We start from the raw sequence: 23536 nt of genomic DNA on the forward strand, positions 1-23536 counted from the left end.
GTAGTTCGCATGCGCTTCGGTTGCCGGAGGCCGGTACTCGATGCGCGCCCGATCATGCGGACTATGCGGTTACGCGCTTCTTTGTGACATTCGGCTCTTTGTATCATTCGGCAGTGGTCGTGTCGGGTGACAGGGTGATTGAGTGTTTTTGCGATTTGCGATGTTGGTGCTGCTGAGAGGCTCGGCTGCGGTGACATCGAAATCAGTATTTTGAGTGGGGTTTGAAGATGGCGGATGCGGCTGAGCGTTCTGCAGATGCGGATACGCCTGTAAATCCCTATAGCCTGCTAGAGGCCGTCAACAATTCCAGCGACACCTCCCACACCGGCTGGCTGATATTCCTGGCCATCATGACCTACCTCATGATTGCCGTCGCCGGTGTGACGCATGAAGCGCTGCTGACTGAAACGCCGGTGCAGCTGCCGATCCTTCAGGTCAACATCCAGCTCAAACAGTTCTTTCAGTTCGCCCCCGTGGTGCTGGTGCTGTTCCACATCGGCATTCTGGCTCAGCTGGTGCTGCTGGCCCGCAAGGCGCTGGAATTCGACCGCGCGATCAGCCTCCTGGAGATTTCCGGCAAGCGTACCCACCCGCTGCGGCTGGAGCTGCATAATTTCTTTTTCGTGCAAAGCATCGCCGGGCCGCACCGGTCGGCGCTGATGAGCGGCTTCCTCAACATCATGTCGTGGCTCACCATCATCATCCTGCCGCTGGTGCTGCTGCTCTATATGCAGGTGGCGTTTCTGCCCTACCACGACGTCGCGACAACCTGGATCACCCGCATCTTCCTGACGCTCGATATCGTCGCCGTGCTGCTGATCGGCGTGTTTCTGATGCGTGCCGAAACGTCGTTCTTTCAGGCGTTCTGGCGTTCGACGATCACGCACCCCCTCAGTGTTGTGGCGACGGCCGTGGTGCTGGGCACGGTGCTTTATCTGTCATATTTCGCGGCAACGGTACCGGGCGAGCGGCTGGACACGATCGGCCGCAAGTTGACAGCGTGGGCGGCGCTGCCCGGCGATGGCAAGCTGCAACACAGCGGTTTGACGATACCGGCACTGGTAGGCGACGATGCGATCCTCGGCATGTTTCACCGCAATCTTGTGGTGACCGATTCCGAGTTGCTGGGCGGCGAGGGCGGCAAGACGCTGCGGCTGCGCGGCCGCGATCTGCGCCATGCCAAGCTGGACCGTACCGATCTTGCCGGTGTGGATCTGACCGGCGCGCGGCTTGATGGTGCCAGTCTGATCGGCGCCAACCTTGAGAACGCATCGCTCGGTTGTGCAGAACCCGATGCGCTGATGCTGAGCGATAGTCGCGATGTGGCGCGCTGTGTTTCCGCGCGCGGGGTCGATCTCAGCCGCGCCCGGCTGAAGGGCGCACGGCTTTGGGGCATCGATCTGTCGGCCGCCAGGCTGAACGACGCCGAGCTTGAAGGAGCTGACCTCGGCAACGCGGTGCTGAGCGGCGCCAGTCTGGTCAACGCGCAGCTCGACAAGGCTGAGCTTACGGGTGGCGTGCAGGCGCAGGGCGCCAACTTCCTCAATGCATCTCTGCAAGGCGCGGATCTCACCGGCGCGCGGTTGCAGCTGGCGGATTTTTCCAGCGCGTCGATGCAGGGCGTGATCTTGAATTTCGCCCAGCTTGAAGGCGCGATGCTGCGTGACGCAAACCTTGAGGCGGCCAGCCTCATGCGGGCGAAGCTCATCGGCGCCGATATGGCCGATATGCGCATCACCGGTGGCGATCTGCGTGGCACGCAGGTCTGGATGTCGTCGACGCCGCTCTGGGATGGCACCGGGCTGACGGATCTTTCCGAGCTCGTGGTGCGCGCGCCCAGTGATGCCGATCTGGCGGCGCTGAAGGCAGGTTTGCAGGCGATTTCAGGGTCCGATGCCGGCGTGCGTGCCAAGGAGCTCTGGGCTCAGATCAGCGGTGGCAGTGGGGCCTGGAGCGGCACAGTCGATCATCAGCGGTGGCAGAGCTGGGTTGGCGCGACGCCGGTGCCGCCAGCCCTCACTTACCGCGAAGACCTCACCGCCTATCTGCTCAAGCTCATGTGCAGCACGCGCTGGAGCGACGGCGCCGTGGCGTCGGGCATCGCGCGCCGGGCGGCATCGCCTCAGTTCCGGGGGGATGCGGTGCTTGTGTATGACCGCCTGCGTGGCAACAGCTGCCCGGCTTCGGCCCACGCCGCGCCGGGGGCAATGAAGGTGCTGTCGGTTGCTGCCGAAAACGCACGGAATTGAATAGGTTGATGCAACTCTTGCCAGATCGGTGACGTGGGTTTAGTCTGGAACGTATTGAGAACATGCAGCCTTAGGACCATGCTATCTGCGGTAGGCAACGCCGCCCGTCCGATCGCACCCGTCGAGCCGCAACGTGGTCTGGCCCAGACGCGGATGCGCGCACGTTACCGTGGACAACTGCAACCGGCGCCGTGCGGTGCGGGTTTGGTGTGGTTAGGTTGGCAGTGAGACTCAGTCTGGATCCGGGGCCCGCCATTGCGGGTTCTGTTGACAGCGGTAAGCAAATTGCGGCCTCCGGGCTCATGCGCCCTTGCCAAAGCGGCGCGCCGAAGCCCGCCCGTGCCGGACGCCTTTTGAAGGCGAGCGGCAAAGGCCGCACAAACAGAAATGCTAAGGAGTGACCATGGCAGGCTCGGTCAACAAGGTAATCCTGGTCGGCAATCTCGGCAGGGATCCTGAGATCCGCCGCACGCAGGACGGCAAGCCGATCGCAAACCTGCGCATCGCGACATCCGAGACGTGGCGGGATCGCAATTCGGGCGAGCGCCGCGAGCGGACGGAATGGCACTCGGTGGTGATCTTCAACGAGAACCTGTGCCGGATTGCCGAGCAGTATCTGCGCAAGGGCTCCAAGGTGTTCGTTGAAGGCGCGTTGCAGACCCGCAAGTGGCAGGGTCAGGACGGGCAGGATCGCTACACCACGGAAGTGGTGCTGCAGGGCTTCAATGGCAATCTGACCATGCTTGATGGTCGCGCTGGTGGCGGCATGTCCGAAGGCGGTCAGGTGGACTACGCCGGCGATAACGGCGGTTTCGGCGGTGGCAGCAGCGGTGGCGGCTACGGCGGGGAGAGCAACTCGCGCTCGTCCGGTTCACGTAGCGGCGGCAGCAGTGGTGGTGGCGGCAATAGCAGCCCCAGCTTCGATCGTCAGCTCGACGACGAAATTCCGTTCTGATTGGCCCTGACGACGCCCAATCATAGGGTAGCATCTGCCAGTAAATCTGCATCAGCCCCGATGGCTTCCATCGGGGCTGATCTCGTTTCATGCCAGCGTTGCGATCGCCATTGCAGGCTGACATGAGCACCGTCCCTGTCGTGGCGTGCTGTTGGGCAATTAGATGAAATTCGCCCTTTGATTGCGCTGCCAAGTTTCCGGCCAGCTTTGCCACAAACAGCATTTCTACCGGTCGCTCCAGCTTCACCGATCGGGGCGACGGGGTTGTGCGGCTGAACTTTTAAACTGTTTTTGTCCGCGTCCTGAACGGATCTGAAATTCCACCGCAATAAAATCAGCCATATGACTATCAGTAATAGGGATAACCGCAGTGTGCTGCGTCGGTAGGCACGATGACAGAGTGGGAGCGGGAAAAATTCATCGGACCAACCGCCGAGCAGGTTGAGTGTTGGCTCCATGCGCAGTCGGAATTGGACTGGGCTCGGGTAGGGTTGCCGCCTCTCAGCGATTGGGATCCTGCGCTGCTTGCTGTTCTGCGGATGTCGGTATACGCGCCCAGCCCGATGTTGCTGCTTGTTGGGCACGAGGGCATTGTTATCGCCAACGATGCTGCGCGGCAGCTGTTCGCAATCAAGGCGTCGGCTGGAAGTTTCAACGGTCGCGCGGTTGCGGATGTTCTGCCCGCTTACGCACCACTTTGGAAATTGATCCTCACCAGAGCACAACTGGGTGAAACGACGGCTCTGCGCGACGAACCGATCCGAACACCGGCGAGTGACGGCGATGAGCAACTGAGATGGTTCCATCTGGACTTCATGCCGGTGCTTGATTCCGCAAACGGGTTTCTGGGCACCCTTGGCATGGTGTGTGATGTAACCGACCACATCCAGCGCATTCACGAGTTGTCGGATTCCGAAGAGCGGTTGCGTCTCGCCCTTGACGGATCGGGAATGGTCGGTGTGTGGACGCTAGATGTTGCTTCGGGCTTGAGCACTGCGGATGTGAATGTTGCGCGCGCCTATGGGCTCTCGGAAGAGGATTGCAAAAACGGCATTGATGACAGTCTGTTTTTTGACGCCATCCATCCGGATGATCGAGAGAGGGTGCAGACGGCGTTCGAGCATGCGGTCGTCACGCGTTCATCCTATCAAAACAAATATCGCGTGATTGGCCGCGATGGCAAAACGCGCTGGGTCATCACGTCAGCCAAGCCGTCGATTGATGGCTACGGCGAAGTCATGCGCATGCTCGGTGTTGTGATCGATGTCACTAATCAGATGGAAACAGCATCCGCACTTGCTGAAAGCCGGTTCCGCTTTCAAACGCTGACAGAAGCGCTGCCTCAAATCGTCTGGAGCTGTGCTGCGGATGGTGAGCATGACTACTTTTCGAAACGGTGGAGCGAATTTACCGGGATTGCGCCTGAGAACATCGTGGAGGAGACGTGGAAGGAGCTGGTTTTTCCCGACCATTGGCCAACGGTGTCGGATGTCTGGGATGCGGCGCTGCGTTCCGGCGAACCGTACGACATCGATTATCGCTTCCGCCATCATTCGGGTGAATATCGTTGGCTGCGCGTCATGGCTCTCCCGATACGTGACGACGACGGCAAGGTGATCCGCTGGTTTGGCACCAGTACCGATGTGCACGACGCGTATCTGTTGGCGGAGCAGCGCGAGAAGCTGGCCGATGAGCTGGTGAAGATTGCTACGGTAGATCATCTCACGCAGGTTCTGACGCGCAGGGCGTTCATCGACCGGGCATCGGAATTTCTCGATGCTGGAGCGGCCGCTGAGGTGAGCATGCTGATGCTCGATATCGATCACTTCAAATCCATCAACGATACCTACGGCCACGCTGGAGGCGATTGCGTTCTGGTCTACGCTGCCAAGCGCGTGCAAGCCTGCCTGAAGCAGCACGATCTGATCGGGCGCCTGGGTGGTGAGGAGTTTGCGGTTCTGCTGCCGGGCTGTGCGGTTGAACAGGCGCATCAGGTTGCTCACCGCATCCTGCACCTTATGCAAAGAGACCCATTCAAGCTTGAAGACGGCCAGCAAGTTTCTGTGACGGTGAGTATCGGAATGACGACTGGCGCCGCCGGGGCGAACTCACTGGACGAGTTGCTGATGATTGCGGATCAGGCGCTTTATGGTGCCAAGAACGGTGGCCGCAACCGGGCAGTGTTCTCGTCTGCCCAGACCGCGTAGGTTCGACTGCCGCCATTGAGGCTCACCGGCCAGGTTCGGCCGTGAAAACTTGATCCGCCGCAACTTCGCCTTTTTTCGTCGCATCTCACGCGCACAATTCTGCGCGCTTGGTTAGCGTTTAAGCCTGGCTTGCAGCCTTCGTTCATGTTGAGGGCGCTACCACAATTCCGCCGATCATCTTTCGCACATGGCGGCGTTACCATCCGACATTCGTCGGCACCCAACGTAGGAGACTTACATGCTTTGGCGAGCTCTACTGACGCCCGTCGTCGCCTTATTGACTACTGTTACTCTGATTGGCGCAGTTTCGGCTCAACCCCGCGATTATGATCGCGGCGGTGATCGCGGCCGCCATGGTCCTCCGGGAGCTGGCCCCAATCGGCCCGGCCCTGACCGCGGCCCGCCGGTTCGCGGCCCGCAGGAGGTTTGGGAACTTCTGGGTGAGCAGGCTGTCGGCTTTGGCGTCGACCGCGATGTGATCCGCGTTGGCCGCCGCGAAGGTTTCTTTAGCAAGATCGCGCTCGAAGTTCGTGACAACGAAGTCGAAATTCTCGACCTCAAGGTGTTCTTTCACCGCGGTCCCCCGCAGGACGTCCGCGTGCGCCAGCGTATCCGTCCCGGCGACCGTACGCGGCCAATCGATCTTGTCGGCGGTGAGCGTGTGATCGACCGCATTGAAATCGTCTACCGTTCGCGTCCGGGTTATCGTGGGCGCGCAAAGGTTGCCGTCTACGGCGTGAAGTGGGTGCGTCCGATGCCGCCGCCGCCGGTCGCCCGTTGGGAAGAGCTTGGTTGCAGCAAGGCCGGCTTCCTGCCCAACAAGGATGTGATTCGTGTTGGTCGCCGCGAAGGCCGCTTCAGCCAGATCCAGCTGCGCGCCTTCCGCAACAAGGTGCACATCCTCAACCTGCGCGTGATCTATGGTAACGGCGCACCCGACGACATCCCTGTGAAGTCGGAGATCCGCGACGGTGGCGAAAGCCGCCCGCTCGACCTGAAGGGCAACGGACGCTTCATCGACAGCGTTGAGCTGTATTATGTGGCGCAGCCCAGCTTCAAGGGTTCGGCTCAGGTCTGCATCTTCGGACGTTGATGCGGACCGATTAGCGCAGCTTCACTCCAATTACGGAAGCCCCGCCCCACGGCGGGGCTTTTTCGGTTATAGAGGGTGCTTCGTGGTCAAGCGCAGAAATGCACCGGGCTGCGGCTTGGCCTGACGGCGCCCAGGCTGATGTTCCCCGACTGACATAACTGGAACAGGATATGCGGATGGATCTGGGCTGGGCCCTGCTGGGGATCGTGGCCGGCATGTTTATCGCCTTGCAGGGGCCGATAAACGCGCAATTGGCATTCAAGCTAGGCACGCCGATCGCGGCTTCGGCGGCATCGTTCGTTGCCGGTGCTCTTCTGTTGCTGGTGCTGGCAAGCGTTGTGACAAACGTGCAGGGCACGGCCATCAACTGGGGCGCGCCGCCGTGGTGGATGTACGTGGTGGGCGGATCGCTGGGCGCGGTGTTCGTCACCTGCGCACTCATTCTCACGCCGAAGCTCGGCGCGGCCGCCACCATGGCGCTGATCGTAGCAGGTCAGTTGCTGGCCGGATTGGCGCTGGATCGCCTGGGCTGGTTCGATCTGGCCGTGCGCGAACTGACCATCGGCCGTGTTGGCGGCGCTATGCTGCTGATTGCGGGCGCGCTGCTGATCCGTTTCGGTTAACAGCCGGAGCGGCGCACGGCATTCAACTAGCCGCCTGACGCTATAAAGCGCGCCCCCTTGCATCGGTGCGGCTCAGGCGGCACAAGCTCCACATCCATCCGCAAGCGGCTGGGCTTGAGCGGCTGGCCGTTGTGCCGTGCGCTCAGGTTCTGTCCGCCAAAGCCGTCCATTGGTTCATGCGCACCGACCTTTTCGACTTTGAGCTGCCTGAAGACCGCATCGCGCTGCGCCCGGCAACGCCGCGTGATAGCGCGCGCTTGCTGTCGGTGCCGGCGGGCGATGTGGCATTCGCAGATCTCAGCGTTGGTGACCTGCCGCAGCTTTTGCAGCCGGGCGATGCATTGGTGTTCAACGACACGCGTGTCATTCCGGCGTCGCTCAGCGGTGTGCGTCAGCGCGGCGAATACAAGTCCAACGTATCGCTGCTGCTGATCGAGCGCCTTGCGCCGGATCGGTGGCGGACGTTCGCGCGGCCAGCCAAGCGCTTGCAGGCCGGTGATCGTCTGCAGTTCGGCCACGACGGCGAGATGTGCATGCTGGGCGCGCTGCAAGGCACTGTTTTGAGCCGGGGCGAAGGCGGCGAAGTTGATGTCGCGTTCGATCTGTCGGGGCCGGATCTTGACGCTGCAATTGCAGCCGTAGGCGAGATGCCGCTGCCGCCTTACATTGCCGGCAAGCGCGGCGTTGAAAGCACCGACCGCGCCGACTATCAGACGATCTACGCCGCGCGCGACGGCGCTGTGGCCGCGCCCACTGCCGGGCTGCACTTCACACCGGAGTTGCTGGCGGCGCTTGCGGAGCGCGGCGTTTCAAGCCACTTCGTGACGCTGCATGTCGGTGCGGGTACCTTTCTGCCGGTGAAGGTGGAAGACACCGCCGAGCACAAAATGCATTCCGAGTGGGGCGAGGTGAGCGCGCAAACGGTGCAGGCGCTCAACACTGTGCGCGCGAATGGCGGCCGCATCGTTGCTGTAGGCACGACCTCGTTGCGCCTGCTGGAATCGGCCGCCGCATCGGGCGAGTTGCAGCCTTTCAGCGATCACACCGACATCTTCATCACGCCCGGATATCGTTTTCGCGTTGTCGACGTGCTGATGACGAACTTCCATCTGCCGCGCTCCACGCTGTTCATGCTGGTTTCAGCGTTTGCTGGCCGTGAACGCATGCAGGCGGCCTATGCGCACGCGATCGCCAACGGCTATCGATTTTACTCCTACGGCGATGCATCGCTGCTGATGCGTGCGCACCATGATTGATCGCACCGCAGACATGACGACTTCAGAAACGAAAGAACATTCACCGATGCAACAGCAGGCGCAGACATTCGGCTATCGGCTTCTGAAGCAGGACGGTGCGGCGCGGCTGGGCGAGGTGGTGACACCGCGTGGTATCGTGCGCACGCCGGCGTTCATGCCGGTGGGCACGGTGGCAACGGTGAAGGCCCTGACCTTCGATCAGGTGAAGCAGGCGGGCGCCGACATTGTGCTGGCCAACACCTATCACCTGATGCTGCGCCCCGGCGCAGAGCGGGTCGCGCGGCTTGGTGGGCTGCACAACTTCATGCGCTGGGACGGGCCAATCCTGACCGATAGCGGCGGCTTTCAGGTCATGTCACTGTCGAAGATCCGCAAGATCAACGAGGAGGGCGTGCGTTTTGCATCGCATATCGATGGATCGCGCCACCTGCTGACACCGGAACGGGCGGTGGAAATCCAGTGTCTGCTCGGGTCCGACATCCAGATGCAGCTCGACGAATGCATATCGCTGCCAGCGGAGCGCAAGGAAACCGCGCGGGCGATGGAGCTGTCGTTGCGCTGGGCCGCACGGGCGCAGCGCGCGTTCTCCGATCTGGCGAAGCCGGGGCAGGCGCTGTTTGGCATTGTGCAGGGCGGCGTCGATGCGGAGCTGCGTCAGCGCTCGGCGGAAGCGTTGGTTGCGATGGATCTGCCGGGGTATGCTGTCGGTGGCCTTGCGGTGGGCGAGGGGCAGGAGCTTATGCTGCGCACGCTTGATGGCGTGCTGCCGCATCTGCCATCGCACAAGCCGCGTTATCTGATGGGCGTTGGCACGCCGTCCGATCTCATCAAGTCCGTCGCCCGTGGCGTCGATATGTTCGACTGCGTGATGCCGACGCGCAATGGTCGCCATGGCCTCGCCTTCACCTGGAATGGCAAGGTGAACCTGCGTAACGCCAGGCACGCGGACGACCCTGCGCCGCTGGACGAGCAAAGCTCGTGCCCCGGTGCGCGCGATTATTCCCGCGCCTATCTGCATCACCTCGTGCGCTCGGGTGAATATCTGGGTGCGATGCTGCTGTCGTGGGTCAACACCACATTCTATCAGGAGCTGATGGCGGCCATGCGCCTCGCCATCGCCGAAGGTCGCTTCAATACCTGGGCGGAAGAAACGCTCGACCGTATTGAACGCACGAACTGAACTGCTGGTCAGATTGGATCGGTTTCCGCAACCGCTTTGCGCACACTGCGCTCGCGGTTGAGCAGATAGATGCCGGACGCGATGATGACGGCCGCGCCAATGAGCGTCCACACATCGGGCACGTCGCCGAATACGGTGAAACCGAACAGCACCATCGTCAGCATCTGGATGTAGATGAACGGCGCGACGCTGGACGCGGGCGCCAGCCGGTAGGCGTGGATGAACAGATAGTGTCCAACGCCGCCGAAGATGCCGAGCACGCTCAGCAGCAGCCATGCCGTAGCATCGGGCGGCCACACCCAGTTCCATAGCGCGAACGGCGCTAATCCGAACGCGCCCAGCAGCACCGAATAAAACAGCATCACCAGCGGCGCATCATGGGCGGCGAGAAAGCGCGTCAGCAGCATGAAGAACGCGTAGGCCAGCATGGAGCCGAACGCGAATATAAACGCGTAATGAAATTCACCGACGCCGGGATGCACGACGATCAGCACGCCAATGAACCCAACGGCGATGGCGATGAAGCGGCGCAGGCCAACCCATTCGCCCAGCAGCGGCCCCGCCAGCAGCGCAACCAGCAGCGGCGCCATGAAGACGACCGAGATCGACTGATCGAGCTGCAGATGGCGCAGGGCCAGAAAGTTGAACGCGGTGGTTGATACCATCAGCAGCGAGCGCAGCAGTTCAAGCTTGAGCTTGCGCGTGCCCAGCAGCGCCGAAATCGGCAGCACCGATAGCATCGACAACATGATGGCGAACTGACCGAGGAAGCGCGACCACGCGATCTGCACCACCGGCAGGCCGGAAGCTGTCGCCAGATATTTGGCCGAGGTATCGAGCGCAGAAAACAGCGCAACGGCAACACACATCAGCCCGATGGCCTTGAGGCGGTCCGCAGCCGGAATCAACACCTCGCGGCGCGGCTGCGCTGCGGGCTGCACGCGCCTGCCGGTATCGGCGGCGCCGGTCTCTTGGCTGCGAGGTTCGTCCATAGCGCGCGTACATATCCTATCGGCGCAAAGTGGCCGGTGCGCCAAAACGCGCATCGGTCAGGGACAGTGGGCATCGCTGTAAAATGTGCGATCCATCATCGCTTTAAGCATCAATGCCCTGAGTTGGCGGCAGGCTGCGGCGTTTTCAGCAGCACCAATTGACGGGATACCACGATCGCGCGAAGGATGCCCCATGAGCAAGCAGCGCTTCATCCGCATCTTCCGCGCCGGCAGACTTATCACGGGAATCTAACCCCGGAGGCGATCGCGCGTCCGGGGTCATGACATGCCCGGCAGCCGCTCTCATCCTGCCTTTGTGAATTTTCTTGCCTGTCGGGGTGCGGCACCTCAAGGCGCGAGCCTTGCCCGCCATGTCACATCGTCCGTTTCGGAAAGGCGCAGGACATCAGGCGCGCGCGCCTCGTCCATCGCACGGCGCCGGAACGCCAAGTCCATCGCGCCGTCCCGTCGTCAGCCTGCCGCGCGCGCTTTCCAAACTTGGGTTCTGTTCGCGCACTGAAGCCACCGTCTTGATCGAGGCCGGGCGGGTATCGGTCAACGGCCGCATCGCCCGCGTCGCCACACTGCGCGTCGATCCCGATCGCGACCGGATCACGGTCGACGGCGGCGCCATCGCGGCTGAAGCAAAAATCTATCTGATGCTGAACAAACCGCGCGGCTTCGTTACCACGCGACGTGACCCGCACGAGCGGGAGACAGTCTATGACTGTCTGCCTCCGGGCCTGCCGTTCCTGTCTCCTGTCGGCCGTCTCGACAAGGCGAGCGAAGGGCTGCTCCTGCTGACAAACGACAATGGCTGGGCGGACTATCTGCTCGACCCGGCATCCGGTGTTCCCAAAACCTATCACGTGAAAATCGACCGGGTCGCCGACGATGATTTCATCGCTGCGCTTACGCAGCCCGTTGAGGATGGCGGCGAGCGGCTCAGCGCGGCTGCGGTGCGGCTGTTGCGGACAGGTAACCGTTCAAGTTGGGTTGAGGTCGTGCTGACCGAGGGTCGCAACCGGCAGGTACGCAGGATGGTCGCGGCGCAGGGTGCCGAAGTCCTTCGTCTCGTGCGCGTGGGGATTGGGTCAGTCAAGCTCGGAGATCTCGGCAAGGGCCAGACGCGCCCGCTCACAGACGCGGAGAAAACCGGGATTTAGCTGAAATCCTTGGTGAGCCCGGATGGGATCGAACCATCGACACCCTGATTAAAAGTCAGGTGCTCTACCCCTGAGCTACGGGCCCTCAAGGTGAGCCGTGCTTTTAGGCGGAGGAGGTGGAGCGGTCAAGGCGAACCCACACCTGCGACCTTCTGCAATTTGCGGCAAAAGCCGGCCAAGCGTGGCTCTGCAACATTGCGCCGGGCGTCCAGCGCGGCCAGCCGCCTGCGCCATCGACCGGAGCAGTTCCGCGCGTCGCTGTTTCATCGCCGTGCCACACGGGGCCTAATGATGAAACCCGGAGGCTTCGTCGCTCGTCAGCGGCGTTTGCACCGGATGCGCTTTGAAGTGATCGATGGCCGCCGCCATGTCGCGCATCAGCAGCGCGCACAGATCAAGGCTGACGCCGTTGCGCACCAGTATCCGCTGCACCGTCTGGCTCTGACAGTTGGCCGGCAGCGTATACGCTGGCACCAGCCAGCCGTTGACGCGCAGCCGGTCGGCCAGATCAAACAGCGTGAAGCCGGGGTCGGCGCCGTCCTTGATTTTCCACGACACGGCGGGGATGCCGCGCGCCATGTCGCCATCGAAGATGATCTCAAACGGCCCCAGCTTGGCGATGGCATCGGCCAGGAATTTTGCGCTCGCGTAGCAGGCGGAGTGGATGCTGCGATAGCCGTCGCGACCGAGCCGCAGGAAGTTGTAATACTGGCAGACCACCTGACCGCCGGGGCGCGAGAAGTTGAGCGCGATGTCGCGCATTTCACCGCCGAGGTAGTTCACCCAGAACACCATGTCGTCCGGCAGATCCTTGGCTTCGCGCCACAGCACCCAGCCAACGCCCAGCGGTGCCAGACCGAATTTATGGCCCGAAGCGTTGATGGAACGCACGCGCGGCAGGCGGAAATCCCACATCAGATCCGGCGCGCAGAATGGCGCCAGAAAGCCACCGCTGGCGCCATCGACATGGATCGGGATGTCGAGGCCGGTTCGCGCCTGCAGATCGTCAAGCGCATCACTGACAGCCTGCACCGGTTCATACGCGCCGGTGAATGTGACGCCGAGCGTCGGCACTACGCCGATGGTGTTTTCATCGCAGCGGCTCAGCACCTCTTCCGGTGTCATCAGCAGGCGGCCGTTGTCCATTGGGATCTCACGCCGCTCGATATCCCAGTAACGCGCGAACTTGTGCCAGCAGACCTGCACCGGCCCGGTCACGATGTTCGGCTTGTCGGTGGGCCTGCCGGCCGCGCGCTGGCGTGCCTCCCACCGGCGTTTCATCGCCAGGCCGCCCAGCATCGCAGCTTCACTTGAACCGGTGGTGGCGCAGCCAACCGCCTGCGTGCTGTCGGGCGCGTGCCACAGATCGCCGATCATGCGCACGCAGCGCGCCTCAATATCCGCCGTCTGCGGGTATTCGTCTTTGTCGACGAGGTTTTTGGCGATGCAGTCGTTCATCAGGCGATGAACCTGCGGCTCTTCCCACGTCTGGCAGAACGTCGCCAGGTTCTGGCGCGCATTGCCATCGAGCATCAGCTCATCGCGCAGCGCGGCATAAACACGGTCCGGATCTTCGATGCCACTCGGAAAGGTTGCGGTGGGCAGCCGTTTGAGCACCTCCGGTGCGCCGTACATCGCATCGAATGCGTCATCCAGCGTTTCCGAGACCACTTTGGCCGCAAAACGATCCTGAGCCATAACTGCACGCTCCCCGATAGCCGCAAACTGAAAGCCAAAGCCGATAAAGCCATCGACCGGTGGCGATCGGGTTCATCCGCGGTTGGGGATCATGGTTGTGGTTGATGTTGTTTTGTGTGCCGTTCCAGAATGACATTCTGCCGGCGGTTGCGCGGTTGTCGGCGTCAAATCCGAAGCATGGCAACGCGCGTGCGGTGTCAGTGCACCACCCACATGAAAAAGCGCCCGACTTACACCTTCAAACGCCTCTTCGGCCACGCTGATGTGTTGACTCATAAAAGCACGTTTGCACTTCGTGCCCGTGGACGTCTGCTCGCAGCAATGCGCTGGCTTTTCATCGTCACAACATGATCGCGCGGGGCCTCGTTGTATTCGCTTCTGTTTGAAAAACTGAAGGAAGTCGTCGGCGCCGTAGCACCGCTTGTCGCGGTTGTCTGCATATTGCTGTTCGTGATGATAAGTGCGCCGCTGGCAATCGTGGCACAGTTCCTGGCCGGGTCGGCGTTGGTGATCCTCGGCATGGTGCTGCTGTTCGCCGGGCTCGACATCGGCGTACTGCCCATGGGGCGTTTCATCGGCGCGGAACTGCCCAAACTCGGTTCGATCGCGCTGGTTATCGCAGTCGGATTTGCCATGGGTTTTGCAACAACCGTGGCCGAGCCGGACGTTCTGGTGCTGGCCTCGCAGGTGGACGCAACCTCCAACGGCAGCATACGCGAGCACGTGGTGCTTTATGTCATTGCGCTGGGCGTTGCGATTTTCGTCGGGCTGGCGATGGCGCGCATCATCTTCGGTTTTTCCGTGCGGCTCATGCTCAGCCTCGCCTACGGTACCGTCATCGCGCTGTCATTTTTCACGCCGGTAGAGTTTGTGGCGCTTTCCTATGACGCCGGCAGCGTCACAACAGGCGTGCTGACTGCGCCCGTCGTCATAGCACTCGCGATTGGCCTCAGCTCCGTGCTTGCGGGGCGATCGGCCATTGCCGACGGTTTCGGGCTACTGGGTTTTGCATCGATAGGTCCGATCATCGCCGTCATGATCATGGGGATCATTCTGGCATGATGGAACTGGATCTGGTTGCCGAGCTGCGCAGCACGCTGGTCAGTGTCGTTCTGGCGGTGGCCCCGCTGGCTGTGCTGTTTGCCGCATTCCAGATTTTCGTGCTGAAGCTGCCGTTTCGGGATTGCGTCGACATCATCATCGGCACGGCGCTTTCAGCTGTGGGCCTGTTCTTTTTCCTTGCCGGCGTCAGCATCGGATTTTTGCCGGTGGGCCGTGCGATAGGCGAGGCGTTGGGCACCGACGGGCAAACATGGGTGCTGGTCGCGGCGGGCTTGTTTCTTGGCTATGTCACCACATGGGGCGAACCGGCGGTGCGCATTCTCGCCGATCAGGTCGATGATGCTTCCAGCGGTTCTATCCGGCGCATTGTGGTGCTGCAGGCCATCTGCATCGGCGTCGCGCTCATCGTCGCTCTGGGCATGGTGCGGATCGCCTATCAGATCCCGATCCTTTACCTGCTGATCCCGAGCTATCTGCTGATACTTGTCATCATGTGGCTGAGTGAACGCGATTTCGTTGTGATCGCAGTTGATGCGGGTGGCGTTGCGACCGGTCCGCTGGCCAACACGTTTCTGCTTGCGCTGGCGCTGGGTGTTTCGGCCGCGATGGGTGATACCAATCCGATTGTAAACGGCTTGGGACTCGTGGCGTTGATTGCAGTTGCGCCGGTCATCTCGCTGATGACGCTCGGTTTGATTTTACGCCGTAAACTGGCACGAAAGGGTTGAACGAATGCCTACGTCGCTGATCGTGAGTATCGTTCGCAAGGGCTGGGGCGATACGGTGCTGACCGCTTCCAAGAAAGCTGGCGCCCATGGCGGCACGGTGATGTTGGGCCGCGGTGTCGGCATTCACGAGAACCAGTCCATTCTTGGCATCGCTATTGAGCCGGAGAAGGAAATCGTTTTGACGCTCGTCTACACCGATGCGGCTGACGCAATTCTCGATGCCATTGTCACTGCCGCAAAGCTCGATGAGCCCGGCAATGGATTGGCGTTTGTGGTGCCGGTCAGCCGCCTGGAAGGTGTGCCCCATGTGTTGGGGCATGGCGGTGACAAAAGCGCGTGACGCCGTGACACCGTTGCTTCGTCCTGATTGCATCCGGCCACGTTGCAGGCAGCGTCACCGCCGCCATTTCTCCCGTAGCGGCCAGCTAAAAATCTTTACAGATTTTTCGCGCCGGTTCAGCGCCTTCGGTAGGAGGCCGATAGCGCTCATCCACAGCGACCGGATTTCGGCACGAGTTATCCAACACTTCCCACATGAATCGAATCTGGCAGGCGGCGATGGCGCTGCGGGCTGAACACGCCTGTGTTAGTACGAATCACTAGTGTTTTGCGTGCAGTCCCAATAATCGGCGCCTTCCGGGCGCGTGGCGTTGTCAGGTCCATGCCGCAGAACTCGCTATTTGCCCGTTTTCGCAATCGTTTCGCTGCCGAGCACCGCTGCGTGCCGCCCGATCAGCTTAGCCATTGGGCGCCGGTTCCATCGTCGTACGCACGGGACGGTGATGCATATGTCTGCCCTGAGTGCGGACAATGTCATGTGCGCGCATATCGTCAGTTCGACGTGCCAGCCGACATGCATTCGTCTGTGCCGCTGATAAATGCGGCTCGTCCGAGCTTCGTGCTCGTCTGATAGCTGCGTAGCGCTTCAATACAATCATTCGTCCTGGAAGCAGCGCCACGCATCTGTTGTTGGTGGGCAAATCATTTGATTGCTGATTGTTGATGTGTGCGAGTGTCGGCGGCCTGTGCATGAACGCTCAAGTTTGTGCATAAGGGCCGCGCGTTGCGTGGAACGCGCTGCGCACTCGCGCCTATGGTGTTGACGTTAGTTTTGTAGCTTAGGGGTTTTTGTATATGTCTGTATTCAAGCGTTTGTCGCGTGGTGTTGTTGCGTGTGTGCTTCCGGTTAGTTTTGCAACGGCAGTAGCAGCAGGTCCGTTTAATTCGTATCAGTCCTATTCGCCGAGAGACGCATGGAGCGGGCTCTATCTCGGTGTCCATGAAGCCGGCGCCTGGGGCGACAGTGACTGGACCTTCGCCAACGGCAGCAGAACCTCACCCGATTACACTCTTGGCGCCCTGTTCGGTGGTCAGATCGGCTATCAGCAGCAATGGGACAATTTTGTCTTGGGTGCTGAGCTTTCCTATTCAGGTGCGCTTAACGTCGATCAGGCCGACTTTTGTCCGGGCGGCGCGAGCGTCTGCGGCAATGAGCTCAACGGTTTGCTGCTTGCAAACGCAAGGCTTGGCTATGCGTTCGGCCGCACACTGCTGTACGGAACCGCCGGTTACGCCCGCGCGAACATAAAAGCCGACATCGACGCCGGCGGTGGTCCGCTGGATCTGCGCGGCAAGGAAAAGATAAGCGGCTGGAACTACGGCGGTGGGTTTGAATATCTCATCACGCCAAGCATCAGCTTCGGGCTTGAGTACATCCGCGTTGATCTGCGCGATAAGCAGTTTGCGCTGTCGGACGGTGCCGGCGTGGTCGGCGAAGTCGTCGATATCGAGAACACCTTCAACGTCGTGCGCGGCCGAATTTCAGTCAAACTCGGCGGTGGTGACAGTGGCTATGCGTCACCGCTAAAATAGGCCGTCGCGCTGCTATCCGTGTGAGCGCAGGCGTTAGGCAACGGAGAAATCGCGTGCAGTTTCACATTGAAAACATGACCTGCGGCGGTTGTGCCAAGGCAGTCGAGAAGGTCGTCGCCATGCTCGACCCGGAGGCGAAAGTTGCCGCGAATGTTGATGATCGCATCGTCAGCATAACAACATCCGCCGCTGCGGATGCCGTCAAACAGCGGCTGGTGGATGCTGGTTGGGAGGCGCGCGTGGTGGAGTGAGGCCTGTTTGGCTTCGCAGCTCCTCACCGCGCTTCGCTTGTACGACCAGCGCGTCGCTCGCCATGCTGGAGCTGCGGTTAGCGCGGCTGCAGCAGTTCCAGATGTTTGTACGTCTTTTCGGGGGTCGTCACCCGGCACGAGCGGTCGTCATCGGCGTCGGTGCACAGCACCTCAAGGCCGTCGGGATAGCTGCTGACATTACGGCATTTGGCACTGAAGCGCTGATTGCCGTCGGCGTCCGGTTCAAGCCGCTCCAGATGGTCAACGCCGCAACTCGTATCCAGATACAACAGGCGCAGGATCATGTAGTCCTTGATCTCTGCGCGCGCGTTTGAATTTGCTGCTGCAATGCCGAATGCAAGTGCAACCATAGCGCTGCGCACGGGCAGCCTAACCGCATTTCCCATCACGAACCGTTGCTGGCGTCGAACAGATTGCCGTTGGTGTCGCGCACCACGGCTTTGACAGGAAAGCGGCCGTGGCGACCAAAGCTGATGCGGAAGCTTGGATTTTCCGACACCGACATACCGCTCTCGATCTGTACAAACGGGCGCTCAGCGACGGTCACGTCCACGCGTTCAACGAAGTGCGCGGGCAGATACGTGTTGGTCTTGGTGTCGATCTGCATGCCGGAGAAATTCGGATGCCGGATCTGAATTTGAAGGTCACGCCACGCTTCGCCACGCGTCGCATCGTCATAGACGCGCAGCAGCGTCTTGCCCAGCGATGCCATTGCTTCGTCCATGTCCTTCAGCGTCGTTGACGTGCAGCCGCCGGCGCCGGTGACATATTGGTTGGCAGCGTGAAGCACCCCATCGTCGGTTTCCAGCACCGCGCGCACAGCGCTCATGTCGTTGAGCCGCACGCGCGCTTCGATTGTGCGATCGCCAATGTTTCCACCCTCACGATAAGCGGTGTCGAAGTTTATCGCAGCCGCCAGTGGAGCAGGGTTCTCGTCGATGATCAGCGACAGGCGTTTCGCGCGATTGGCGATCTCGCCGGAGATGTAGATCGTGATTGGAACAACGGCGGCATCTTCCGCTCGCTTGGGTGCAACCACGCGTACCATGCCGCTGTCTTCGCTGATCGGTCGATCGCCGAACAACTCCTTGCGGATCGAGCCCCACGCGCTGTCATCAGCGAGCGCAGCCGAGAAGCTGAAAAGGAACGCGGCGGCAACGCAAATGATGAAGCGCGTGGCGGACATGGTGTGTTCCTTGCGTCGTTATTCCGGCTGCGAGTCAATGTACGTGCGGATGGCCCAGATGGCTTCCTGATTCAGCAGGCCGTCAAAGGGCGGCATCTTCTGACGTCCGCCGACGGTTGCGCCACCAAGTACGCGGGCGATGAACCAGGCATCTTCGCTTTCGCCTTCGCCGAGTTCGCGCAGATCCGGAGCCATGCCGCCGGACTTCACTTCCAGGCCATGGCAGCGCGCGCAATTGGAATTGTAACCGCGCGAGCCGATCTCGATGGCGGTTGCGCGCAGCGCTTCATCGTTGCGGTAAGGATTGGTTGCCAGCCACTGCTCGCCGAGCGGCGGCAGGCCGGAGGTGTCAACCGGCTGCGGCGCGCCATCGCCATGACCATAGACGGCTGCGATGGGAAGAACGGGCAGCAGCATGACTGCGACCAGGAATGCGCGGAACGTCATAGTGAAGGGCCTCGTTGGTTGGCATTTGTGGTGGACGGCGGTTCAAGCCAGATGCGCCACGTCTCGCTGCCGCTCACGTCCAGAAAGTACGTGCCGGGGTTCTCGATGAGATACGTGGCCTGGCCACCGCCGCCGATGTGCAGGTTCTGGATGATGCTGCCGTCGTCGGCTTTCAGGTAAAGAACGAAGATCGGACCGTCGCTTTCGTAGCGAAGCTGCGTTGGCTGATCGATGTGAAAGCGTTCTGTTGTGGTGCTGAGACGCCCTTCGAATTTCGGCGCCGTGAGTTTGCGCACGGCGCTGTCGAAGCAGGCAAGGCGTTCGGCATTGTCTGCGATTGCGGCGCATGTGCGCATGTCATCTTGCGCCTGCGCCTTGGCCGGTGCGGCGGCCGCAAAAGCTGTGAGCGTCACGACAACGCATGCGCGCGCAACCGTAGCCCAACCGCCGGAGCACATGAGCCAAGCTGCGCGCCGCATTCCCATCATTGCGGGCCCGGTTCCCACCGCGCCGGATCCTGACTCCACTGCGCCACGCCGGTCTGCCAGTCGTGCGGGCAGCCCTTGCAGCCTTCCATGAACGCATCCTGGAAGATCGCGAAGCGTATGCGCACACCATCGAACACGGCGTTGGAGAGATCCGCGCCGTAGAACTTGGTTTCCTGCAGATCGGTGTTGATGAAGCGTGCGTTCTTGAAGCGCGCTTCCTTCACCCAGGCATTTTCGAGGCTCGCAGCGGTGAGATCGGTGTTGGAAAGGTCGGCCTTCGGCAACCGCGCAGATTTGAAGTTTGCGCCACGCAATGAGGCACCGTTCAGATTCGTACGTGCCATAAATGCGATGAGCATGTCGGCGCCATCGAGGTTGGTGCCGCTCAGATCGGCACCATTCAGATTGGCGTGACGCAGATCCGCACGCGCCATGTTCGCGCCTTTGAGGTCGGCGCCTTCGAGATTTGCATGCCTGAGATCGGCATGACGGAGATCAGCATTATGACAAACCGTCTTCGGCGCGATAACGCAGCCGTTGATGATCCACGGATCGGGTCTGTCTTCCGTGTTTTCAATCACGGGATAGCTCTGTGCGAGCGCTCCGCTCATCGTCGCCGCAGCGCCGGTGATGACAGCGACAACCGCAAAAACGGCACGACGGCCGCAACGGTGAAAAGCCATTGATGGCACCTTAGAGTTCAGTCAGGAGACGAGCGACGCTCACGTCCAGGGTGCGGCTTGGGCAGCCGGTTCATCACCGACTGCCCTCGCCGTAGGGAGCGAACCCATGCGGAAGCCAGAACCCGCATGGGGCGTGCCGTTACTCTGCAGCGGCCGTGGTCTGGGGAACTTCAAATACCCAGAACGAACCACCCTGGCTCACCTGCTTGGTCTGGTCGGCCATGTCGCCGCCCCAGAGCGGAACAGCACCGCCGTAACCGGACGTGATGCCGATGTACTGCTTGCCGTCCATTTCCCAGGTGACAGGCTGCGAAACAACGCCCGAACCGGTCTGGAACTTCCACAGTTCCTTGCCGTCCTTAGCGTCGAACGCCTTCACGTAGCCGTCGCTGGTGCCCGTGAGCACGAAGCCGCCCTTGGTGGTGAGAACACCAGCCCACAGAGGCATAGCTTCCTTGTGTTCCCAGACGACCTTACCGTTGGTGGGATCCATCGCGCGCAGCACGCCGACGTGCGTGTCGAACTGGCGCTTGATGCGGAAGCCCTGACCGAGATAAGCAGCACCCTTCTTGTAGGTGACGTTTTCGGTCCAGTAGTCTTCCATCCAGTCGTTGGTCGGGATGTAGAACAGCTTGGTGTCCTGACTGTAGGCCATCGGCATCCAGTTCGTGCCACCGAGGAAGTTCGGCGTCACCTGAATGGTCTTGCCCTTGGCTTCGCCCTCGGCCGGGGCCGGCGGACGTTGGCCTTCAACTTCGTGCGGACGACCCGTTGCCAGATCCCAGCCGGTGGCCCACGAAATGTCTGGAACCATCGGATAGATGCCCAGAGCAGAACCGGCCTGCTTGGAGATCTTGCCGTCGCGGGCGGTCAGCTTGTCGAGGTCGGTGATGAACAGGAAGCCGTTGCGGTCAGCGTGGGCGCCGGCGCGAACAGTCTTGCCGTCCTTCTCCATTTCGAACAGCGTGATCGGGTTGTTGCCCGAGTAATCCCACGCGTCGTTCGGCGTGTGCTGGAAGAAGCCAACCGGCTCACCCGTCGACGGCTCGATGTAAACCTGACCGGACGTGTAGAGGCTGTCGTAGGGCTTCCAGTCGCCGTTCGGGCCGGAGCGGTAATGGTGGTTCCACGGAGCCGGGTTGCCGGTGCCGATGACGATGGTGTTGGTCTTCTCGTCATAGGTGGCAGACTGCCACGGAGCGCCGCCGCCCTGGTTCCAGGCTTCAACCTTCTTGCCGTCCTTGGCGTTCGGCCACGAAGGTGCGCTTGCGTCGCCCGTCGTCGTGGAGTCCTTGCCGTTCAGGCGGCCCATGTGGCCTTCGACCAGCGGACGCATCCAGATTTCTTCGCCCGTCTCCGGATCGCGTGCATAGAGGCGGCCGACAACACCGAATTCGTCACCCGAAGAACCGTGGATCAGCAGCACTTTGCCGGTCTTCTGGTCTTTGATGATGTTCGGAGCGCCGGTCATCGTGTAGCCAGCGGTGTGGTCTTCGAACTTCTTGAACCAAACCTGCTTGCCGGTCTTGATGTCGAGGGCAACGATGCCTGCGTCCAGCGTGCCCATGTAGAGCTTGTCGCCGTACAGCGCGCCGCCACGGTTCACAACGTCACAGCACGGACGAATGTCGTCGGGCAGGCGGTGCGTGTAGCTCCACAGGCGCTTGCCCGTCTTCGCATCGAGAGCGAAGGCGCGCGAATAGGAAGCGGTCACATAGATCACGCCGTCGCGAACCAGCGCCTGGGTTTCCTGGCCGCGCTGCTTCTCGTCGCCGAACGAGAACGACCACGCCGGCTTCATGTTGGCGATATTGTTGACGTTGATCTTGTCGAGCGTGCTGTAGCGGTGATTGCGAACGCCCATACCCCAGCTCACGACGTCGTCGGTGGTCTTTTCGTCGTTGAGGATGTCTTCCCAGGTTACGGGGCGCTGCTCAGCGGCTTCAGAAGCGGCCGGAAAGCTACAGGCGAAAGCTGCAATGGCCAGGGTCGAGGCGGCGGCAAAAAGCGTCGCGTTGACGCCCCGGACGGGGAGCCGACGTTGCATGGGCGTTTCTCCAATATCGTTATGTTTGAAGGTGCAGCGTTTGGCCGCGCCTTGCTCCAACTTGGAGAAAAATGGATTTGCGTCCATTCGCCTTTTGGCCAAATGGGATCGTAAAAACGGCACCCCTTCGACTAAGGGCCAATGCAAAGCGCGGGATAATCACCTTGGCATCGGGAGGAAGTCCCGCATCGCGCCGCGCATAAATGGCAAATGGAGTCGAGGGAGAGCGCCGCGAACTCGCGCGCACCCGGTGACAGCAGAATCGCAGCCCGGTTAGCGCCGATAAATCGCCGTGAAGTCGTTGTCGGCGGACAAACGTCAGCGCGTCACAAACGCCAGTATATCGGCGTTTATGACATCCGCATGGGTTGTCGGCATGCCATGCGGAAATCCCGGATATATTTTCAGCGTCGCGTTCTTCAGGAGCTTTGCCGACAGCACGCCGGCGTCCTGGTACGGAACGACCTGATCGTCATCGCCATGCAGCACCAGCACCGGAACGTCGATTGCTTTCAGGTCGTCGGTGAAATCGGTTTCTGAAAACGCAGCGATGCAGTCGTAGTGCGCCTTAGCGCCGCCCATCATGCCCTGCCGCCACCAGTTCTGGATAATGCCTTCCTGCGGTTTGGCGCCGGAACGGTTGTAGCCGTAGAACGGACCGGCGGCGACATCGCGATAGAACTGCGCGCGGTTTGCGGCCAGCGCGCTGCGATAACCGTCAAACACTTCCATCGGCAGTCCGCCCGGATTCTTGCCCGACTTGAGCATCACCGGTGGCACTGCGCTGATTAGCACGGCTTTTGCAACGCGCCCCGGTTTGGCCCGCGCAACGTAGCGCGCAACTTCGCCGCCTCCGGTCGAATGGCCGATGTGGATTGCATCTTTCAGATCGAGCGCATCCGTCAGCGCGGCGACATCGGCGGCATAGGTGTCCATGTCGTTGCCATCGGCGGTCTGTGTTGAGCGCCCGTGTCCGCGCCGGTCGAGCGCAATAACGCGATAGCCGTTGGCGAGAAAAAACAGCATCTGCGTATCCCAGTCGTCGGCGCTCAATGGCCAGCCATGGTGGAACACGATCGGCTGTGCGGTCTTCGGACCCCAATCCTTGTAGAAAATCTTAACGCCATCCTTGGTGGTGATCGTGTCCATGGCTCGCTCTCCGCAAAGGCCGCATCTGCGCATCAAGGTATGCGTGCGGAGCATTTATCGACGACGAACAGAATAGGCGCAGCTTTATCTTTCGCGACATGGCGTGCATGGGCATGGCGCGCAAACAAGAACCCCCGGTGCGCACAATGGCGTCACCGGGGGAATAATCTGCTCAACGAATAG

The 23536-nt window shown here is 61.2% G+C and carries 22 protein-coding genes and 1 tRNA gene; 13 read left to right on the plus strand and 10 right to left on the minus strand.

Annotation, left to right across the window (positions count from 1 at the left end; all coding sequences use genetic code 11):
• The first annotated feature begins 227 nt into the window (after positions 1-227).
• The 7 genes from C6Y62_RS12230 (at position 228) to tgt (ending at position 9563) form a co-directional block, all read left to right on the plus strand.
• Positions 228-2249, plus strand: a complete 2022-nt coding sequence (locus C6Y62_RS12230; protein ID WP_173954142.1) for a pentapeptide repeat-containing protein — start codon at positions 228-230, stop codon at positions 2247-2249.
• Positions 2250-2652: 403 nt separating this feature from the next.
• Positions 2653-3204, plus strand: a complete 552-nt coding sequence (locus tag C6Y62_RS12235) for a single-stranded DNA-binding protein (protein ID WP_173954143.1) — start codon at positions 2653-2655, stop codon at positions 3202-3204.
• 539 nt (positions 3205-3743) lie between these two features.
• Positions 3744-5411 (plus strand): sensor domain-containing diguanylate cyclase, encoded by a 1668-nt coding sequence (locus tag C6Y62_RS12240; RefSeq protein ID WP_173954144.1) that lies wholly within the window; start codon positions 3744-3746, stop codon positions 5409-5411.
• A 238-nt stretch (positions 5412-5649) separates the two neighbouring features.
• Positions 5650-6504: a hypothetical protein gene (locus tag C6Y62_RS12245; protein WP_173954145.1), complete on the plus strand. Its 855-nt coding sequence runs from the start codon at positions 5650-5652 to the stop codon at positions 6502-6504.
• A gap of 176 nt (positions 6505-6680) precedes the next feature.
• The gene (locus tag C6Y62_RS12250) at positions 6681-7127 is read left to right on the plus strand and encodes a DMT family transporter (RefSeq protein WP_173954146.1); all 447 of its coding nucleotides are present in this window, start codon (positions 6681-6683) and stop codon (positions 7125-7127) included.
• Between the two features lie 176 nt (positions 7128-7303).
• Positions 7304-8383, plus strand: coding sequence for a tRNA preQ1(34) S-adenosylmethionine ribosyltransferase-isomerase QueA (gene queA / locus C6Y62_RS12255; RefSeq protein ID WP_173954147.1), 1080 nt, complete (start codon positions 7304-7306; stop codon positions 8381-8383).
• 46 nt (positions 8384-8429) lie between these two features.
• Positions 8430-9563, plus strand: coding sequence for a tRNA guanosine(34) transglycosylase Tgt (gene tgt, locus C6Y62_RS12260; protein ID WP_173954351.1), 1134 nt, complete (start codon positions 8430-8432; stop codon positions 9561-9563).
• An 8-nt stretch (positions 9564-9571) separates the two neighbouring features.
• Here the strand turns inward: tgt and C6Y62_RS12265 are convergent, their stop codons facing one another.
• On the minus strand, positions 9572-10555 hold the full coding sequence (locus tag C6Y62_RS12265; RefSeq protein ID WP_173954148.1) for a DMT family transporter: 984 nt from the start codon (positions 10553-10555) through the stop codon (positions 9572-9574).
• A 371-nt stretch (positions 10556-10926) separates the two neighbouring features.
• Between C6Y62_RS12265 and C6Y62_RS12270 the strand changes: the two genes are divergently transcribed.
• Positions 10927-11721 (plus strand): pseudouridine synthase, encoded by a 795-nt coding sequence (locus C6Y62_RS12270; protein WP_173954149.1) that lies wholly within the window; start codon positions 10927-10929, stop codon positions 11719-11721.
• A 10-nt stretch (positions 11722-11731) separates the two neighbouring features.
• Here C6Y62_RS12270 and C6Y62_RS12275 read toward each other — a convergent pair.
• Positions 11732-11806 (minus strand) — tRNA-Lys (locus C6Y62_RS12275).
• Between the two features lie 200 nt (positions 11807-12006).
• Complete coding sequence (gene gad, locus C6Y62_RS12280; protein WP_173954150.1) at positions 12007-13419, minus strand: glutamate decarboxylase; 1413 nt, start codon at positions 13417-13419, stop codon at positions 12007-12009.
• Between the two features lie 366 nt (positions 13420-13785).
• On the opposite strand from gad, the gene C6Y62_RS12285 reads away from it, so the two are divergent.
• From C6Y62_RS12285 to C6Y62_RS12305, 5 genes are all read left to right on the plus strand, one after another.
• On the plus strand, positions 13786-14481 hold the full coding sequence (locus tag C6Y62_RS12285; RefSeq protein WP_173954151.1) for a DUF1538 domain-containing protein: 696 nt from the start codon (positions 13786-13788) through the stop codon (positions 14479-14481).
• Positions 14478-15209 carry a DUF1538 domain-containing protein gene (locus tag C6Y62_RS12290; protein WP_246274658.1) on the plus strand — a complete coding sequence of 244 codons (732 nt, stop codon included), beginning with the start codon at positions 14478-14480 and terminating at the stop codon, positions 15207-15209. Before C6Y62_RS12285 ends, C6Y62_RS12290 begins: the two co-directional genes overlap by 4 nt.
• A gap of 4 nt (positions 15210-15213) precedes the next feature.
• Positions 15214-15549 carry a P-II family nitrogen regulator gene (locus tag C6Y62_RS12295; RefSeq protein ID WP_068461121.1) on the plus strand — a complete coding sequence of 112 codons (336 nt, stop codon included), beginning with the start codon at positions 15214-15216 and terminating at the stop codon, positions 15547-15549.
• Positions 15550-16343: 794 nt separating this feature from the next.
• Complete coding sequence (locus tag C6Y62_RS12300; protein ID WP_173954152.1) at positions 16344-17081, plus strand: outer membrane protein; 738 nt, start codon at positions 16344-16346, stop codon at positions 17079-17081.
• Between the two features lie 53 nt (positions 17082-17134).
• Positions 17135-17332, plus strand: coding sequence for a cation transporter (locus C6Y62_RS12305; protein WP_173954153.1), 198 nt, complete (start codon positions 17135-17137; stop codon positions 17330-17332).
• A gap of 77 nt (positions 17333-17409) precedes the next feature.
• On the opposite strand, the gene C6Y62_RS12310 is transcribed toward C6Y62_RS12305, so the two are convergent.
• The 7 genes from C6Y62_RS12310 to C6Y62_RS12340 all read right to left on the minus strand — a co-directional run bounded on the left by C6Y62_RS12310 (position 17410) and on the right by C6Y62_RS12340 (position 23353).
• A complete protein-coding gene (locus C6Y62_RS12310) occupies positions 17410-17715 on the minus strand; it encodes a hypothetical protein (RefSeq protein ID WP_210258061.1) in 306 nt (101 codons plus the stop codon).
• A 23-nt stretch (positions 17716-17738) separates the two neighbouring features.
• Complete coding sequence (locus C6Y62_RS12315) at positions 17739-18539, minus strand: quinoprotein dehydrogenase-associated SoxYZ-like carrier (protein ID WP_173954155.1); 801 nt, start codon at positions 18537-18539, stop codon at positions 17739-17741.
• Positions 18540-18557: 18 nt separating this feature from the next.
• Positions 18558-18986 (minus strand): cytochrome c-550 PedF, encoded by a 429-nt coding sequence (pedF, locus tag C6Y62_RS12320; protein WP_068461134.1) that lies wholly within the window; start codon positions 18984-18986, stop codon positions 18558-18560.
• Positions 18983-19399, minus strand: a complete 417-nt coding sequence (locus tag C6Y62_RS12325; protein WP_157066667.1) for a hypothetical protein — start codon at positions 19397-19399, stop codon at positions 18983-18985. The genes pedF and C6Y62_RS12325 overlap by 4 nt, the downstream gene beginning before the upstream one ends.
• A 71-nt stretch (positions 19400-19470) precedes the next feature.
• Complete coding sequence (locus C6Y62_RS12330) at positions 19471-20157, minus strand: pentapeptide repeat-containing protein (RefSeq protein ID WP_173954156.1); 687 nt, start codon at positions 20155-20157, stop codon at positions 19471-19473.
• A gap of 139 nt (positions 20158-20296) precedes the next feature.
• Positions 20297-22204 carry a methanol/ethanol family PQQ-dependent dehydrogenase gene (locus C6Y62_RS12335; RefSeq protein WP_173954157.1) on the minus strand — a complete coding sequence of 636 codons (1908 nt, stop codon included), beginning with the start codon at positions 22202-22204 and terminating at the stop codon, positions 20297-20299.
• Positions 22205-22522: 318 nt separating this feature from the next.
• Positions 22523-23353, minus strand: coding sequence for an alpha/beta fold hydrolase (locus C6Y62_RS12340; RefSeq protein ID WP_173954158.1), 831 nt, complete (start codon positions 23351-23353; stop codon positions 22523-22525).
• Positions 23354-23536 lie beyond the last annotated feature (183 nt).

The organism is Hyphomicrobium sulfonivorans (assembly GCF_013306565.1).
GTDB classification, from domain to species: Bacteria; Pseudomonadota; Alphaproteobacteria; order Rhizobiales; family Hyphomicrobiaceae; genus Hyphomicrobium_A; species Hyphomicrobium_A sulfonivorans.

Excerpts from the sequence above, each read along its gene's own strand:
- C6Y62_RS12230 (WP_173954142.1), top strand. The coding sequence starts at position 228 with ATGGCGGATGCGGCTGAGCGTTCTGCAGATGCGGATACGCCTGTAAAT.
- C6Y62_RS12235 (WP_173954143.1), top strand. The coding sequence starts at position 2,653 with ATGGCAGGCTCGGTCAACAAGGTAATCCTGGTCGGCAATCTCGGCAGG.
- C6Y62_RS12240 (WP_173954144.1), top strand. The coding sequence starts at position 3,744 with ATGTCGGTATACGCGCCCAGCCCGATGTTGCTGCTTGTTGGGCACGAG.
- C6Y62_RS12245 (WP_173954145.1), top strand. The coding sequence starts at position 5,650 with ATGCTTTGGCGAGCTCTACTGACGCCCGTCGTCGCCTTATTGACTACT.
- C6Y62_RS12250 (WP_173954146.1), top strand. The coding sequence starts at position 6,681 with ATGGATCTGGGCTGGGCCCTGCTGGGGATCGTGGCCGGCATGTTTATC.
- queA (WP_173954147.1), top strand. The coding sequence starts at position 7,304 with ATGCGCACCGACCTTTTCGACTTTGAGCTGCCTGAAGACCGCATCGCG.
- tgt (WP_173954351.1), top strand. The coding sequence starts at position 8,430 with ATGCAACAGCAGGCGCAGACATTCGGCTATCGGCTTCTGAAGCAGGAC.
- C6Y62_RS12265 (WP_173954148.1), bottom strand. The coding sequence starts at position 10,555 with ATGGACGAACCTCGCAGCCAAGAGACCGGCGCCGCCGATACCGGCAGG.
- C6Y62_RS12270 (WP_173954149.1), top strand. The coding sequence starts at position 10,927 with ATGTCACATCGTCCGTTTCGGAAAGGCGCAGGACATCAGGCGCGCGCG.
- gad (WP_173954150.1), bottom strand. The coding sequence starts at position 13,419 with ATGGCTCAGGATCGTTTTGCGGCCAAAGTGGTCTCGGAAACGCTGGAT.
- C6Y62_RS12290 (WP_246274658.1), top strand. The coding sequence starts at position 14,478 with ATGATGGAACTGGATCTGGTTGCCGAGCTGCGCAGCACGCTGGTCAGT.
- C6Y62_RS12295 (WP_068461121.1), top strand. The coding sequence starts at position 15,214 with ATGCCTACGTCGCTGATCGTGAGTATCGTTCGCAAGGGCTGGGGCGAT.
- C6Y62_RS12300 (WP_173954152.1), top strand. The coding sequence starts at position 16,344 with ATGTCTGTATTCAAGCGTTTGTCGCGTGGTGTTGTTGCGTGTGTGCTT.
- C6Y62_RS12315 (WP_173954155.1), bottom strand. The coding sequence starts at position 18,539 with ATGTCCGCCACGCGCTTCATCATTTGCGTTGCCGCCGCGTTCCTTTTC.
- pedF (WP_068461134.1), bottom strand. The coding sequence starts at position 18,986 with ATGACGTTCCGCGCATTCCTGGTCGCAGTCATGCTGCTGCCCGTTCTT.
- C6Y62_RS12330 (WP_173954156.1), bottom strand. The coding sequence starts at position 20,157 with ATGGCTTTTCACCGTTGCGGCCGTCGTGCCGTTTTTGCGGTTGTCGCT.
- C6Y62_RS12335 (WP_173954157.1), bottom strand. The coding sequence starts at position 22,204 with ATGCAACGTCGGCTCCCCGTCCGGGGCGTCAACGCGACGCTTTTTGCC.
- C6Y62_RS12340 (WP_173954158.1), bottom strand. The coding sequence starts at position 23,353 with ATGGACACGATCACCACCAAGGATGGCGTTAAGATTTTCTACAAGGAT.